A 15,314-nucleotide genomic window follows, 5' to 3' on the forward strand; every position below is an offset into this window, starting at 1 on the left:
GGGTGCGCAGTCTCTGCGCACCGCCACCCAAAGGACAGATCATGAGCTGGGACGACTTCGCCAAACACGCAAAGGACGCCGCTGACTGGGGGGCCGCCTATCACAAGACCATCCGCGACCGCCCTGTCCGCGCGCAGACCAAACCGGGTGACATCGCGGCCCAATTGGCTGCCAGCCCGCCCGAAGACGGCACCGACCTTGCCGCCATCATGGCCGATTTCGAACGCATCGTGATGCCCGGCATCACCCACTGGCAGCACCCGCGCTTCTTTGCCTATTTCAATTCCAATGCCGCACCTGCTTCGGTGCTGGCCGAATTCCTTGTCTCGATCATCGCGCCGCAATGTATGCTCTGGCAAACATCACCGTCGGCGACCGAGATGGAAACCCGCATGATGGACTGGCTGCGTCAGGGCCTTGGCCTGCCCGACGGCTATCAGGGCGTGATCCAGGACAGCGCGTCATCTGCCACTCTCGCCGCCGTCCTCACGATGCGTGAACGGGCGCTCGCATTTCGGGGCAATATCGAGGGGCTGCATGGCCAACCTCAACTCCGCATCTATTGCTCGGACCAGGTGCACAGCTCCATTGACCGGGCCATCTGGGTCTCCGGCATCGGCCAGGACAACCTGGTCAAGATCCGCACGACAGGCGATCTGCGCCACATGGACCCGCTCGACCTCGAGGCCGCCATTGCCGAGGACAAGATGGCGGGCCGCATCCCGGCAGGTGTGATCGCGGCGACGGGCGCCACTGGCATGGGAGCCTCTGACGACCTGGAATCCGTCGCTGCCGTTGCCGAAGAACACGGGCTTTACACCCATCTCGACGCGGCATGGGCGGGCACCGCCATGATCTGCCCCGAATTCCGCACGCTCTGGACCGGGGCCGACCGCTTCGACAGCATCGTCTTCAACCCGCACAAATGGCTGGGCGCGCAGTTCGATTGTGCCGCACACTTCCTGCGCGACCCGGATCAGTTGCGCCAGACCCTCGCGATCCGGCCCGAATACCTGAAAACGCACGGGGCCGAGGACATCATCGACTATTCCGAATGGTCCATCCCGTTGGGCCGCCGCTTCCGGGCGCTGAAGCTCTGGTTCCTGATGCGCCACTACGGGATGGAAGGATTGCGCAGCCGCATCCGCAATCATGTGACGTGGAGCCAGGCCCTGTGTGAACGCCTGCGGGCCGAAGACGACTTCGAGATCGTGACAGAGCCGATCCTCTCGCTCTGGACGTTCAAGATGAGTGGCGCCAGCGATGATCAAACGCAGGCTCTGGTCGACGCCATCAATGACGACGGACGCATCTACCTGACCCAAACCATCGTTGACGGAGAAAAGGTGATCCGTTTCCAGGCCGGACAATTCGACTGCGAAGAACGCGACTTCGACACCGCATTCGACACCATCACCGAGATTGCGAGGGCCCTGTGAAGTTCGCGACCTACACGACCGACGGTGCCACCTACTATGGCACCGTGACGGATGAGGGCATGGTCCCCCTCTCCCCAAACTTCCCACACTGGCCAACACTGCGTGACGTGATCGCCGCCGACGGGCTGCATGATCTGGCTAAGACGGCGCAGGGACGCACCGCGACACATACCGGCATCACGTACCAGATCCCCATCCCGAACCCGGAAAAGATCATTTGCGTCGGCGTCAACTTCCCCGACCGCAATGCCGAGTACAAGGACGGGCAAGAGGCACCGCCCAACATGTCCCTCTTCCCCCGCTTCCCGCGCAGCTTCACTGGCCACGACCAGTCCGTGATCCGCCCCCCGGAAAGCGAGAAACTGGACTACGAAGGCGAGATCGCCATCGTCATCGGCAAGGGCGGCCGACGCATCGCCGATGCCGACGCCTATGACCACATTGCCGCCCTCACCCTCTGCAACGAAGGCACGATCCGCGACTGGGTCCGCCACGCCAAGTTCAACGTGACCCAAGGCAAGAACTGGGACGCCTCGGGTGCCATGGGCCCCTGGCTCGTCCCCTTCACCCATGCCGCCCAACTCGACGATATCCGCCTTACTACGCAGGTGAACGGCGAGCTGCGACAGGACGACCGAACCAGCCGCATGCTGTTCCCGATACGTCGCCAGATCGCCTATATCTCGACCTTCACTACGCTTGTGCCCGGCGACATCATCGTGACCGGAACGCCCACCGGCGCGGGTGCCCGGTTCGATCCGCCGAAATTCCTGAAGCCCGGCGATGTGGTCGAAGTCGCCGCCGAAGGTATCGGCACCCTTCGCAGCGAGGTCGCGGATGAAACCTGAAGACCACAAGGCCGCGGCACAGGCACTCATCAAAGCAGAACAAACCGGCGAACAGATCGGCCTTCTGTCCGTCGCGCACTCGGACATCACGATGGACGACGCCTATGCCATTCAGGACCAGTTCGTCGCAGCCAAGGTCGCGGCAGGCGACCCGGTCATCGGCTGGAAAATCGGCCTCACCAGCCGCGCGATGCAGATGGCGCTGAACATCGACATCCCTGACAGCGGCGTGCTGACCCGCTCGATGCAGTTCGACACTGGCGCCACCATCCCCGCTGGCCGCTTCATCCAACCACGGATCGAGGCAGAGATCGCCTTTGTCATGAAATCGGACATTGGTGGCGAAGGCATCACCCGTAATGAGGTACTGGCGGCCACTGAGTACGTCGCCCCGGCGCTCGAAATCCTCGACACCCGCATCCTGCGCGCCGACCCCGACACGGGTCAGCCGCGCAAGGTCTTCGACACGATCGCGGACAACGCCGCCAACGCAGGCATCGTCATGGGCGCGGAACGGCACCCGCCAGACAACCTACGCTGGGTCGGCGCCATTGTCAGCCGGAACGGAACGGTCGAGGAAACAGGGTTGGGCGCGGGTGTCCTGAACGATCCGGTGGAAAGCGTCGTCTGGCTCGCTCGGCGCATGGCGCTCTACGGCAATACGATCAAGGCGGGCCAGGTGATCCTGTCAGGCAGCTTCATCCGCCCCATCGAATGCCCGGCAGGCACCGACATCCACGCGGATTTCGGCGATTTCGGTCAGGTCGATCTGCGTTTCAGCTGACCCGCGCCAAGAGCCGCGCCGCACAACCGCCCAAAGCGACGGTATCGGACACGAACAGGAACGCAGGGATGCGGGCGAACTGCCCGTCAAAGCTGTCATCAGCGCGCAACGGTGCCAGCACGCGCTCGCGCCGTTCCGGCTCCATCAGGAACTTCGCGAGCGAGCCGTTGAAATAGAAGCCAGCGCGCGGGAAATAGGAATAGGCGAGCTCGCGCACCATCAGCGAAAACGCCTCGGTACACGCATCCAGCGCCTCGAGCGCGCGGGGATCATCGGACTTCGCCAACTCCTCTGCACTGTCGACATCGACACCGATGACATGGGCAAGGCGCAGAAGGCCCACACCCGAAAACAGGTTCTCGACACTATCAAAACGGGACGTGTCCGGCATGTGCTCCCGCAGGATCGACATCACGCTCGACGGCAGGCTCGCGTGCCCCTGTTCCGATGTGAAGACCGTCCCACTTTCCATATTCACGGCAGACACGTTGAACCCGGTGCCAAGCCCCACGACCAGCGCCTGACCCGACCCGCCAAGTGCGGCTCCATCATGCAAAGGCTCGACCGCATCTTGCGCCACAGTCGGCACGGCTTGCCCCAACGCCTCAAGGTCGTTCATCAGAACCACCTCGTCTGCGCCAAAGGCGGCGGCCAGCGCAGCTGCGTCAAAGTCCCAGTTCCGGTTGGTGAGCTTCGCCTTGTCACCGGCCACAGGTCCCGCCACCGCAATCACCACATGCGACGGCACAGAACGTCCGTCCAGATAGTTGGTCGCAAGATCAAGAAAGCTGCCGAAATCCGCATTGGGGCACTTCACGACCGTGTCCGCGATGACCCCATCGCGATCCACGAACGCGAGCCGCGTGTTTGTCCCACCAACGTCGGCGACCAGGCCAATGGCCTGATCCAGCTTTCCTGCATCCTGCATTACGATTCGCCCGGTTTCTTGCCCAAGATGATCATTCCGAGCAGGTCATCGTCCGTCACGTCAGCAACGTCAACAGTGCCTACTAGCTTTCCGTTCTTCATAACGGATACGCGGTCGCACAGCTCCATTACGTCGTGAATATCGTGGCTGATCAGGAAGATGCCGATGCCTTCGGCCTTCAGTTGCTGGATCAGTTCCGACACCATTTGCGTCTCGTGCGGGCCAAGGGCGGCCGTGGGTTCGTCCATGATCAGGATGCGCGCGTTGAAGTACACGGCACGCGCAATTGCGACCGACTGGCGCTGACCACCGGACAGAGCACTCACCGGATCCTTGAACTTTTTGAAGTTCGGATTGAGCCGCGCCATGATCTTGCGGGTCTCGGCCTCCATCGCGTCATCATCGACAAAGCCGGTTGGCCCCACCAACTCGCGCCCCAGAAACAAGTTCGACGCGGCATCAAGGTTATCGGCCAGCGCAAGCGTCTGGTAGATCGTCTCGATGTTGTAGGTCCGCGCATCGCGGGGGTTGTTGATCGTTGCCTTTTCGCCGTTGATCAGGATTTCGCCCGTGTCCATGGCATAGGCGCCCGACAGGATTTTGATCAGCGTCGACTTGCCCGCACCGTTGTGGCCCAGCAGGCCCACAACTTCGCCCGGTTTCAGGTCGACCGACACGTGGTCCACCGCCTTGATCCCGCCAAAGCTGATCGAGATGTCCTTCATTTCGACAAGAGGTGTCGTCATATCAAAGTCCTCCCTCAGACGCCGGCGCGGCGGCGATAAACGATGTCGATCCACACGGCGAGGACCAGAACGAAGCCCACGACGATGTTCTGCAAGGGCGCGTCCACCCCGACCGAGGCCATGCCCGATTGCAGCGACTGCATGATCAGCGCGCCAATGACGGCGCCATAGATCGTGCCCGCGCCACCCGACAGGGCTGTGCCCCCGATGACCGCAGCGGCGATCACGCGCAACTCGTCCAACGTACCAAGACCCACGTCCACCGCGTTCAAACGGGCAGAGGCGATGATCGACGCGATGCCGGTCAGCGCGCCCATCAGGGCAAAGACCTTGACCGTCAGAAGCCGCGTGTCGATGCCGGACAGCGACGCTGCCTCTGGGTTGCCGCCGGTGGCATAGACGTAGCGGCCAAAGCGGGTGCGCGTCGCAATAATCGTCATCACGATCGTCACGGCCAGCAGGATCACCACCGGAATGGCGACGCCGTGGTTCCAGACCATGCCATCGGTATACTCGATCCCGCGCGCTTCGGTCATGCGGCGCATGGCGCCCCGGGGTATCGGATAGCTGTTCATGATCCAGACAAAGGCCATGATCAGGCCTGCCGCCATTGCCATCAGGATGCCTTCAGCCCAGACCGGTTTGACGGTGAAACCATGGGTGGCCTTGCGGCGGCGGCTCATCAGCATGATGGCAAGGGCAACCACGGCGGCAACTGTGCCGAACACCCAGCTCAGCGTCTCGCCCAGTGTGCCCTCGGCACCGCCGCCGAGCAGGCGGAAGACGGGATCAAGCGGTGCCTGTGTCTGGCCCTTGGTCACCCACCACATGGCCCCGCGATAGATCAGGAAGCCACCGAGCGTGACGATAAAGGCGGGCACAGTGAGGTAGCCAATGACCCAGCCTTGTGCGGCACCCAGCACTGCACCCATCAGGATGGCAGCGAAAACGGCGATGACCCAGATCATCGGATGACCGAGCCCGAGCACGGATGGCAGCCACTGCACCTGCAGCGCCGCAACAGTCATACCGATAAAGCCAAGCATCGAACCTACCGACAGGTCGATATTGCGTGTCACGATCACGAACACCATGCCCGTCGCCATCACGGCAACCGATGCGGTCTGTACGCTCACGTTGAAGAAGTTGCGGGGCGACAAAAAGCGCCAGTCGGTGAAAAAGCCGAACACGATCCAGATGACGACAAGCGCCCCGATCATCCCCAAAAGCCGGGCATCGAGGCCCAGCTTGTCCATCATTGATTTGGCCTGGTCGTCCATGTCCCCTGCCCTTTTACCCGGTTGCTGCGGCACAGCGGACCCGTTCGCGGGAAAGCCCGCGGTCAGAGTGTGCCGCAATGTCTGGTGAATGTCTTTTGGTTCGCCCCGGCACGCAGTTGCGCCGGGGCGAGGTATCATGTGGCCTTACTGGCAAACCGCCAGCGAGGAACCCGCGCAGAGCGCGTCTTTTTCGATCCAACCCGCGTCCAGAACAACGTCCAGATTGTCTGCTGTCACCGGAACCGGCTCCAGGAAGATCGAGGTCATGGTGGTGCCACCGGGCGATGTCCAGTCGGCTGCGCCATCCACGTCTTCGCCCTTGGCCAGCGACACGGCGATCTCGCCTGCGGCTTTGCCCAATGCGCGTGCGTCTTTCCAGACGGACACGGTCTGCGTGCCGGTTGCAACGCGGTTCAGAGCGGCGTGGTCACCGTCCTGGCCGGACACCGGAATGCCTTCCATGCCTTGCGCAGTCAGGGCCGCCACAACGCCACCGGCGGTGCCGTCGTTCGACGCCACAACCGCGTCCACGTTGTTGTCGGCTGCGGTCAGGATCTGCTCCATGTTGCGCTGCGCGTTCGCGGGCACCCAGCCATCGGTGTAGGCTTCGCCGACGATGGTGATGTCACCTGCGTCGATGGCCGCTTGCAGCACCTCTTGCTGACCGCCACGCAGGAAGTCCGCGTTCGGGTCGGTGGGCGAGCCCTTGATCATCACATAGTTGCCCTTGGGCATCGCTTCGAGCACGGCGCGGGCCTGCATCCGGCCAACCTCGACGTTGTCGAAGGTCAGGTAGAACGCGCGGTTGTCTTCGATCAGGCGGTCATAGGCGACGACAGGAATGTCTTCGTCTGCCGCGGCCTGCACAGCCGGACCAACGGCGGATGCGTCTTGCGCCAGAATGATCAGCGCGTTTGCGCCTTGAGCAATCAGACTTTCAACATCGGACAGCTGCTTGGCCGACGACGATTGCGCGTCAGCTGAAATGTAGGTTGCGCCAGCGGCTTCAAGAGCTGCCTTGATCGCGGCTTCGTCGGTTTTCCAGCGCTCTTCCTGGAAGTTCGACCAGCTCACACCCACGGTCACCGCGTGACCGTCGGCCAGAACCGGCGAAGTAAGCATGGTGGCAGCCGCAAGGGCGCCCAAAAGCGTGCGTCGTTTCATAGGTGTCCTCCCAAAGACATGCCCGCCGTCGTACCTTTTGCAGCGGGTGTCCCATTGTTAGCGACTTAAATTCGAAAAGCAAATTAAATTGGACAGCTTTCGCAAAAACCGGCATCATCTAACGTGAAGGTCGCGCGCTCCGGCACGCGGCGGGAGGAAAAAAGAGAATAATTTCATGGCATTCGGTCACCAGAAGGTCGAAAGCAGGCGGCTGCTTCTGCGCGAGATTTCGCAGCGCGGACCCGTGCCGCGCATCGATCTGGCAGAGCATACAGGGATCAGTCGCGCAACCGTGACCTCGGTCACAGCCGACCTTTTGCGCGGCGGATTGATCGAAGAAGTGCCCCGCGAATCACGTGCCGACGAATCAGCACGGGGCCGTCCCCGCGTCGATCTCAAGATCGCAGGCGCCGCGCACCTAATCGCCGGGCTGAAGGTCTCGAATGATGCGATGTCGCTCGTTCTGCTGGATTTCGACGGGGTCGATGTCGCGCATCACGAATGTGATATTCCAACCGGTCGGTTGCCACCTGACATACTTGCGCAACATATACAGTCCGGGCTGACGGACCTCGCGCAAAAGGCCGGACGGACGCTGCGGGACATCTCGGCCGTGGGCGTTGGACTGGCCGGCGTCGTGGACGCGCAGCATGGCCTCGTCTACTGGTCACCTTCGCTGAATGCACGCAACGTGCCGTTCGGCGACGTTCTGCAAGACCACCTGGGCATTGCGGTCTACCTCGACAACGATGCCAACCTTGTGGCCATGGCTGAGATGACCTTCGGCCTGGGCAAGGCTCATTCCGACTTCATTGTGATTACCATCGAAAGCGGCGTCGGCATGGGCATGGTGCTGGGCGGCCAACTTTACCGCGGCACGCGCGGTTGCGGGGCAGAGTTCGGTCACACCAAGGTACATCTCGATGGCGCGCTGTGCCGCTGCGGACAGCGTGGCTGTCTGGAAGCCTACATCGCTGACTACGCGCTGGTGCGCGAAGCCTCCAGCGTCGGCGGCATGAGCCTGACCACGCCCACCAGTCAGGCGGTTGCCACTGTGCTGACAGCCGCCAAAAGCGGTGACCCGACAGCGCGCAAGGTGGTCGACCGGGCCAGCAAGATGTTTGCGATGGGGCTGGCCAACCTTGTGAACATTTTCGACCCCGAACTGGTGATCCTCGCGGGCGAGCAGATGCAGTTCGACCATCTCTATGCCGACACGGTGATTGAGGAGATGCGCAAGAGCATCGTGGAAATCGACAAACCCGCACCGGATGTGGTGGTACACAAGTGGGACAACCTGATGTGGGCGCGCGGGGCGGCTGCCTATGCGCTTGAATTCGTGCAGGACACGGCGGTCGAGGCGCTGGAAGATGCCTGAATTCAAAAGATTTTTTAAAAAATCTGATGTAGGGCGGGGCCTCGTCGCTGCGTTCCTCGGCCTGGCGCACCCAGCCTTTGCCGCCGATCCCAAATTCGTTCCGGTGGACGTGCCAATGCATATCTATGACGGCGGATGGGAGCATTTCGTGGGCGGCGGATTGGCGGTTCTGGACTGCAACGGTGACGCGCGTCCTGATCTTGTGGCTGCCGGGGGCAGCAATGCGCCGCTTGTGTTGCGCAATGTCTCGGAAGGCGCTGTCGCCTTTGAACATGTGACCGCGTCCGGCGTCGACATGATCGGTACGACGGGTGCCTATCCGTTGGACATCGACAATGACGGGCTGCTGGATCTGGTCGTGATGCGCGTGGGTTCGGACGCGATCCTGCGCGGGCGGGGCGACTGCACCTTCGAGCCGATGCCGTTTCAGTTCGAGGACAAGTGGACCACCGCCTTCTCCGCGACATGGGAGGAAGGGCAGACTGCGCCGACCCTCGCCTTTGGTCACTATGTCGATCGTAGCGATCCTGATGGGCCGTTCGAAGCCTGTGATATCAACCACTTATGGCGGCCTGACGGAGCCACTTATGCGGTGACGGAGCTTGCGCCCGGCTATTGTGCGCTGTCGATGTTGTTCACCGATTGGGCGCGGGTGGGGCGTGCTGATCTGCGGGTGTCGAACGACCGGCACTATTATGTGCGCGAGGGTGAGGAGCAGATGTGGGCGATGGAACCCAGCCCGCGACTTTATACCGAGGAAGACGGTTGGGCGCGGCATAAGCTGTGGGGCATGGGGATTGCCACCCGCGATCTGGATCGGGACGGGCGGGACGAGGTCTATCTGTCCTCGATGGGCGACCAGCGGCTGATGCGGCAGGTGGGCGATGGACCGGCATTTCAGGATGTGCCGTTCGAGATTGGGAGCGCGGCGCACCGGCCCTATACGGGCGCGGATGGGCGGCCTTCGACCGGCTGGCACATTGCCTTTGGAGACGTGAACAATGACGGGCGCGACGATGCCTTCATTGCGAAGGGCAATGTGCAGCAGATGCCGGGGTTGGCGATGGAGGACCCGAATAACCTGTTGATTGCGCAGGAGAATGGGACGTTCGCGGAGGCCGGAGACGTGGCAGGCGTGGCCTCGATGCACCGGGGGCGCGGGGCGGCTTTGGTGGATTTCAACGGTGATGGGTTGCTGGATCTGGCGGTGGTCAACAGGCGGGCGCCGCTGGAGATCTGGCAGAACATGAGCGCGGGTACTGGCAGCTGGTTGAGCGTGGCGGTGACGCAGGACGGGGGCAACACGCAGGCCGTTGGCGCGTGGATCGAGGTGGATGATGGGGCGGCTGTGCAGGCCCGCGAGATCACGGTTGGCGGGGGCCATGCCGGCGGTGTCTCGGGGCCGCAGCATTTTGGGTTGGGCAATGCCGAGACTGTTCGGCTGCGGGTGCGCTGGCCGCATGGTGAGTGGTCCGAGTGGGAAGAGACCGGGGTGAACCGGGGGGTGACGCTTCGGCGCTGAAAGGCGTGATTCGGGTGTCTCTTTTACCTTGTTTTCATGGAGATTGACGCCAAAATGAGGGTGTCACCCCCCGTGCACCATCCGTACACCCCCTGTGCACCCCCATCGGGCGGTGGCGGGTTGGTTAACGCAACGTGCGGTGATCCGAAGGACGCTGCGCGACGACATGGTTTGGGGGGCTCTGCCCCCGCCGCTGTGCGGCTCCCCCGTCGTATTTTCAGTCAGAAGAAGAGAGTATCCGTTGGCTTTGCTGCGGCTCGCAGGGCGCTATTGATCCACTGGCAAGCCGCTGGGCACAGCGGGTGGCACGCCCAACGCACCCCGGATGCTTTGCGGGTCCGTGAGGGCATTGAGGAAGGCGAGGAGATCGTAGACCTCGGCATCACTAAGCGCGATCGGGGCGAGGTCGTTGGCGGCGGCGATGGCGTCCATCTCGGCCGCATCTGTCAGCACACGCATGTCGTCGGCGTCAAAGCCCGGCATGACGGCCTGGGTGATGTCGTAGGTGCGCAGGCTCGCCACCGGATCGAGGTGGTGGCGGACCACACCTTCCAGCGTCGCGTAGGCACCGCTGTGGCCATAGGGAGCGGTCTGCGCCACGTTACGCAAGGGCGGTGTGCGGAAGGCGTAGGCATCGTCAGGATCGCCTGTCACCCGCATCCGGCCCGTGTCCTGCGCATGGCTTTCGAACCGCGCGGCCTTGCCCGGTCCGATCTGGGGCATGGCGATGGCGTGGAAGGCGTGATCTGTCTGGAAACGCCCCGAATGGCAGGTGGCGCATTGCGCCTTGCCGTGGAACAGGTCCATCCCGCGCATGGCGGCGGGCTCCATTTCGGTCCCATTGCGCAGATAGAGGTCGAAGGGGCTGGCCACGCCGCGCCATTCGAAGTCGAGGAATGTGGCGAGCGCATCGGAGATATGGGTGAAGTGGATCGGCTCGGAGCCGATGATGTCGTCGAACCGCGCGCGGTATTCCGGGATCGCCTCGATCCGTTGTGACAGCCGGTCCCACGCTCCATCGGGTCCGGTGATCAGGCCCTGACGGACCGCCTGGCTGATCTCGTTTTCGCTGTAGTGTCCGGCCATCTCATCCGCCGACAGAACCGGGAACATGGACTGCGCCGAAAGGGCGGAGGCGAAGCCCATTTCCATCTCGGACCCCAGTGGCGTGCGGATACCAGAGGGGCGGGTCGCGTCCTCTTCCAGCCGACCATCATGGAAGAACACGGTGAATTCCGTGGCCCCGAGGTTGAAGAGCGGCGGCGCGTTGCGGGGGATGCGCTGTTCGGGCAAGTTTTCGGGATCGGCCATGCGATCCGGGCCAAGGCCCGTGGCCCCATCTCCCAGACCCAGCGACACACCGTCGCCGGTGGCGAATTTCGGGTGGTGGCAGGTGGCGCAGCTGACCGTTTTGGACCCGGACAGGATCGGGTCGTAGAACAGGAGCCGCCCCAGCTCGACTTGGGCACTGTCGACCGCGGGAAACACCGGCTCTTCGAACGGCAGATCGGCGGCCCAGAGCGGGGCCGCCATCAGGGCAAAGGCAACAGCCTTAGACGAAACGCGAGACATAGTTCTCCAGAATCTCCTGCCGACCCGAATGGGGTTGTGGCTCGATGCCTTCGGCGATGACCCGGTCCGAAATCGACGCCAGATCGCTGCCGAGCATGGCCTGCGCTTCGGCAGTCTCCCACCCGGCATAGCGCGTCTTCAAAGCGTCTTCCAAACCGTCATCCTCGATCATTGCCGCCGCAGCTTTGAGGCCCCGCGCGCAGATGTCCATCGCGCCGACATGGGCGGCAATCAAATCCTCGGCATCCAGGGACTGGCGCCGCAGCTTGGCGTCGAAATTAGTGCCACCAAGGCCCAGACCACCGGCCTTGAGGATATGGTAGTAGACCAGCGCCACCTCGGGCACGTTGTTCGGGAACTGGTCGGTGTCCCAGCCCGACTGATAGTCGTTGCGGTTCATGTCGATCGACCCCAGCAAGCCGTCAGCGGCCGCCACCGCAATCTCATGCTCGAATGAATGCCCGGCGAGGATGGCGTGGCCCTGTTCGAGGTTCAGCTTCACCTCGTCCTCCAGCCCGTATTTACGCAGGAAGCCGATGCAGGTGGCGGCGTCAAAGTCGTACTGATGCTTCGACGGCTCCTGCGGCTTGGGTTCGACCAGGATCTGCCCCTTGAACCCGATCTTGTGCTTGTACTCGACCACCATCGACAGGAAGCGGCCCATGTGGTCCAGCTCCTGCCCCATGTCGGTGTTGAGCAGGGTTTCGTAGCCCTCGCGCCCGCCCCAGAGGACGTAGTTTTGTCCGCCCAGCTTGAGGGTCGCGTCCATGCACCCCTTCACCGTGGCGGCAGCATAGGCGAACACATCCGGATCGGGGTTGGTTGACGCCCCCGCCATCCAGCGGCGGTGCGAGAACATGTTGGCCGTGCCCCAGAGGCAGCCCACACCCGTCTCTTCCATCTTCGGACCGAAGTAATCCGTGATCTCGTTCAGCCGGTCGAGGCTTTCGGCAAAGGTCGCGCCCTCAGGCCGGATGTCGGCATCGTGCCAGCAGAAATAGGGCACACCAAGACGGGCAAACATCTCGAACGCCACATCGGCCTTCATCTTGGCGCGGCCCATGTCGTCCTGCGGGTGCCAGGGGCGGATGAAGGTCTGACCGCCGAAGGGATCGCCCCCTTCCCATGCAAAGGAGTGCCAGTAGGCGACGGCGAACCGCAGGTGGTCTTCCATCCGCTTGCCCATCACCATCTCATCGGGGTTGTAGTGGCGGAAGGCCATGGGGTTGGTGCTGTCCGGACCTTCGAAGGTGGCGGGCGGGACGGCGTCGAAGAATCCAGTGGTCATGGCATGGCTTTCAGTTTGGGGTAAGCGCCTGAAAAGGCAGAATAAGCGTCGTCATAGGCGGACACGAGGTCGGCCTGCGGCTCGATCACATCGGCGATGGGCGGTTTGGTCATGACGGTGGCGGGGTCTGCGCCCGTGTCGCCGCACATGGCGATCCGCGCAGCACCAAGGGCAGCGCCAAAGGCGCCCTCATCGGGCCGTTCCAGCGGAATGTTGAGGGCCGTGGCCAGCATCCGGGTCCAATAGTCGGACCGGCTGCCACCGCCGATGGCGAGGGCGGAGGGGAGCCGCGCACCCGTGGCCTTCAGTGCTTCGAAGCTGTCGCGCAGGGCGAAGCTGACGCCGGTCATGACGGCATGGGCCAGGTCCGTGGGGCCGGAGGCGATGTCGAGCCCGGTGAGCCCGCCCCGCACCTGGGCATCGTTGTGCGGTGTGCGTTCGCCCGACAGGTAAGGGTAGAATTTTACTGGGCCGGGTGCGGGCAGGCTGTCGCCCAAAGCGCCCGAAAGCGCAGCAGCACTTTGCCCGGTCACCCGGCTCAACCAATTCAGGCTGTCCGTCGCGGCCAACACGACCCCCATTTGGTACCAGCGCCCCGGCACCGCGTGGCAAAACGTGTGCACGGCGCTGTCTGCATCAGGGGCATAGCTGCCGCGCCCCGCCAGCACGACGCCGGAGGTGCCGAGAGAGACAAAACCGTCCCCTTCGCCCAGCGCACCCACGCCGCAGGCAGCAACGGCATTGTCCGCGCCCCCTGCAACCACCTTGCAACCGGCAGGCAGGCCCAAATCAGCGCGGGCAGCCTGCACCTCGTCTACCACGTCCGTGCCTTCCAAAAGGTCGGGCATCTGGTCGCGTGACATGCCTCCAAGCGCCAGTAGCTCATCCGACCAGGCCCGCGCGCCGACATCCAGCCACGCGGTGCCCGCCGCATCCGACATCTCGGTCGCATAGCGGCCCGTCAGCCACCACAGCAGGTAATCCTTGGGCAGCATCACGCGCGCCACTTGGTCAAAGACGTCCGGCTCGTTCTTGGCCACCCAGGCCAGCTTGGGCGCCGTGAAACCCGGAAATACGATGTTGCCACTGACGGCACGCGCGACGGGGTCGGCATCCATCTGAGCCGCCTCCGCATGGCTGCGCGTGTCGTTCCACAGAATGCACGGGCGCAGCACTGCCCCCGCCGCATCCACCATGACCGCGCCGTGCATATGGCCGGAAAAGGACAGCGCGCGCACAGCTTCATACGCCATCGGATGTTCAGCGCGCAGCGCGGAAAGTGCCGCTGTGATGCCAGTGACCCAATCGCCGGGGTCCTGCTCACTCCAGCCTGCAGCCGGGTTCGACACGTCATAGGTGGCATCGGCACTGCCGACCGCGCGCCCGTCCGCATCGACGAGCAACGCCTTCACACCCGACGTGCCCAGATCAAGTCCGAGATACATCGATATCCTCCCTAGGCCACCACCATGGTCGAACATTAATTCACTTGTCAAACTTAATATGATGTACGCCCCTCAGAAATATGGATGTACCGGAGTGCAACCCTTCATCTTCATTGTTCCACAAATATGCCCGCCGGAGGCACCCGCCCTTTCCGCCCGAGCAGCCAGATAGTATAGGAGCCAAACATCAGACACAGGACCGCGCCCGATGCCCTTCGACCGCTCGATCAAGATCGCCCCCTCCATCCTCGCCGCCGACTTCGCGAATTTCGGCGCCGAATGTGCCGCCGTCGAAGCGCACGGCGCCGATTGGATCCATGTAGACGTCATGGACGGCCATTTCGTGCCCAACATCACCTTCGGCCCCGCCACCTGCGCGGCCATTCGTCCGCATATCAAGGGCGTCATGGACGTCCATCTGATGATCGCGCCGGTCGATCCGTACATTCAAGCCTTTGCAGATGCAGGCGCAGATGTGCTCACAGCCCATGTCGAGGCTGGCCCGCATATCCACCGCACCCTCCAAGCCATCCGCGGCGCGGGCATGAAGGCGGGTGTCGCGCTCAATCCCGGCACGCCAGCCGCGGCGGTCGAAGAACTCATGGACATGGTCGACCTCGTTTGTGTGATGACCGTGAACCCCGGCTTCGGCGGTCAGAAATTTATCGACATGACGTCAAAGATCACAGCACTGCGCGAGATGATCGGAGACCGGCCGATCCATATCGAAATCGACGGTGGTGTAGATCCCAAAACGGCACCGCTGGTGGCCAAGGCTGGCGCGGATGTACTGGTCGCGGGCTCGGCGGTGTTCAAGGGCGGCTCGGCCGACAATCCGAATCCGTACGGAGAGAACATCCGCAACATCCGGGCGGCAGCGGAAGGGGTCTGGACGTAACCGCTTTCCGAAACGGAAAGCG

The 15,314-nt window shown here is 63.0% G+C and carries 13 protein-coding genes; 6 read left to right on the plus strand and 7 right to left on the minus strand.

Annotation, left to right across the window (positions count from 1 at the left end; genetic code table 11):
* Positions 1–41: 41 nt before the first annotated feature.
* Genes KUV51_RS19995 through hpaH form a run of 3 tightly spaced genes read left to right on the plus strand, consistent with a single transcriptional unit; the run spans position 42 to position 3,071 of the window.
* Positions 42–1,439, plus strand: a complete 1,398-nt coding sequence (locus KUV51_RS19995) for a pyridoxal phosphate-dependent decarboxylase family protein (RefSeq protein WP_222523223.1) — start codon at positions 42–44, stop codon at positions 1,437–1,439.
* Positions 1,436–2,287, plus strand: a complete 852-nt coding sequence (locus KUV51_RS20000; RefSeq protein WP_222523224.1) for a fumarylacetoacetate hydrolase family protein — start codon at positions 1,436–1,438, stop codon at positions 2,285–2,287. Before KUV51_RS19995 ends, KUV51_RS20000 begins: the two co-directional genes overlap by 4 nt.
* Positions 2,277–3,071 (plus strand): 2-oxo-hept-4-ene-1,7-dioate hydratase, encoded by a 795-nt coding sequence (gene hpaH / locus KUV51_RS20005; RefSeq protein WP_222523225.1) that lies wholly within the window; start codon positions 2,277–2,279, stop codon positions 3,069–3,071. The genes KUV51_RS20000 and hpaH overlap by 11 nt, the downstream gene beginning before the upstream one ends.
* Here the strand turns inward: hpaH and KUV51_RS20010 are convergent.
* The 4 genes from KUV51_RS20010 to xylF all read right to left on the minus strand — a co-directional run bounded on the left by KUV51_RS20010 (position 3,064) and on the right by xylF (position 7,147).
* Positions 3,064–3,999, minus strand: coding sequence for a glucokinase (locus KUV51_RS20010; protein WP_222523226.1), 936 nt, complete (start codon positions 3,997–3,999; stop codon positions 3,064–3,066). The genes hpaH and KUV51_RS20010 overlap by 8 nt on opposite strands.
* Complete coding sequence (locus KUV51_RS20015; RefSeq protein ID WP_222523227.1) at positions 3,999–4,745, minus strand: ATP-binding cassette domain-containing protein; 747 nt, start codon at positions 4,743–4,745, stop codon at positions 3,999–4,001. The genes KUV51_RS20010 and KUV51_RS20015 overlap by 1 nt, the downstream gene beginning before the upstream one ends.
* Positions 4,746–4,759: 14 nt before the next feature.
* Positions 4,760–6,025, minus strand: a complete 1,266-nt coding sequence (locus KUV51_RS20020) for a sugar ABC transporter permease (protein WP_222523228.1) — start codon at positions 6,023–6,025, stop codon at positions 4,760–4,762.
* 144 nt (positions 6,026–6,169) lie between these two features.
* Positions 6,170–7,147 carry a D-xylose ABC transporter substrate-binding protein gene (gene xylF / locus KUV51_RS20025; protein WP_261385983.1) on the minus strand — a complete coding sequence of 326 codons (978 nt, stop codon included), beginning with the start codon at positions 7,145–7,147 and terminating at the stop codon, positions 6,170–6,172.
* Between the two features lie 217 nt (positions 7,148–7,364).
* Here xylF and KUV51_RS20030 point away from each other — a divergent pair, with 217 nt between their 5' ends.
* Both KUV51_RS20030 and KUV51_RS20035 read left to right on the plus strand, forming a co-directional pair.
* Positions 7,365–8,567 carry an ROK family transcriptional regulator gene (locus KUV51_RS20030; protein ID WP_222523230.1) on the plus strand — a complete coding sequence of 401 codons (1,203 nt, stop codon included), beginning with the start codon at positions 7,365–7,367 and terminating at the stop codon, positions 8,565–8,567.
* 115 nt (positions 8,568–8,682) lie between these two features.
* Positions 8,683–10,089: a CRTAC1 family protein gene (locus KUV51_RS20035; RefSeq protein ID WP_315898855.1), complete on the plus strand. Its 1,407-nt coding sequence runs from the start codon at positions 8,683–8,685 to the stop codon at positions 10,087–10,089.
* A gap of 267 nt (positions 10,090–10,356) precedes the next feature.
* On the opposite strand, the gene KUV51_RS20040 is transcribed toward KUV51_RS20035, so the two are convergent.
* From KUV51_RS20040 to xylB, 3 genes are read right to left on the minus strand one after another with little or no spacing between them, the layout of a single operon-like run.
* Positions 10,357–11,661, minus strand: a complete 1,305-nt coding sequence (locus tag KUV51_RS20040) for a cytochrome c peroxidase (RefSeq protein ID WP_222523232.1) — start codon at positions 11,659–11,661, stop codon at positions 10,357–10,359.
* Positions 11,642–12,949, minus strand: a complete 1,308-nt coding sequence (xylA, locus tag KUV51_RS20045) for a xylose isomerase (RefSeq protein ID WP_222523233.1) — start codon at positions 12,947–12,949, stop codon at positions 11,642–11,644. The genes KUV51_RS20040 and xylA overlap by 20 nt, the downstream gene beginning before the upstream one ends.
* Positions 12,946–14,394: a xylulokinase gene (gene xylB, locus KUV51_RS20050; RefSeq protein WP_222523234.1), complete on the minus strand. Its 1,449-nt coding sequence runs from the start codon at positions 14,392–14,394 to the stop codon at positions 12,946–12,948. The genes xylA and xylB overlap by 4 nt, the downstream gene beginning before the upstream one ends.
* Before the next feature lie 208 nt (positions 14,395–14,602).
* Between xylB and rpe the strand changes: the two genes are divergently transcribed.
* A complete protein-coding gene (gene rpe, locus KUV51_RS20055; protein WP_222523235.1) occupies positions 14,603–15,292 on the plus strand; it encodes a ribulose-phosphate 3-epimerase in 690 nt (229 codons plus the stop codon).
* Positions 15,293–15,314: the final 22 nt, after the last annotated feature.

The sequence above is a fragment of the Tateyamaria omphalii genome (assembly GCF_019802125.1).
In the GTDB taxonomy this organism is placed as follows: Bacteria; Pseudomonadota; Alphaproteobacteria; order Rhodobacterales; family Rhodobacteraceae; genus Tateyamaria; species Tateyamaria omphalii_B.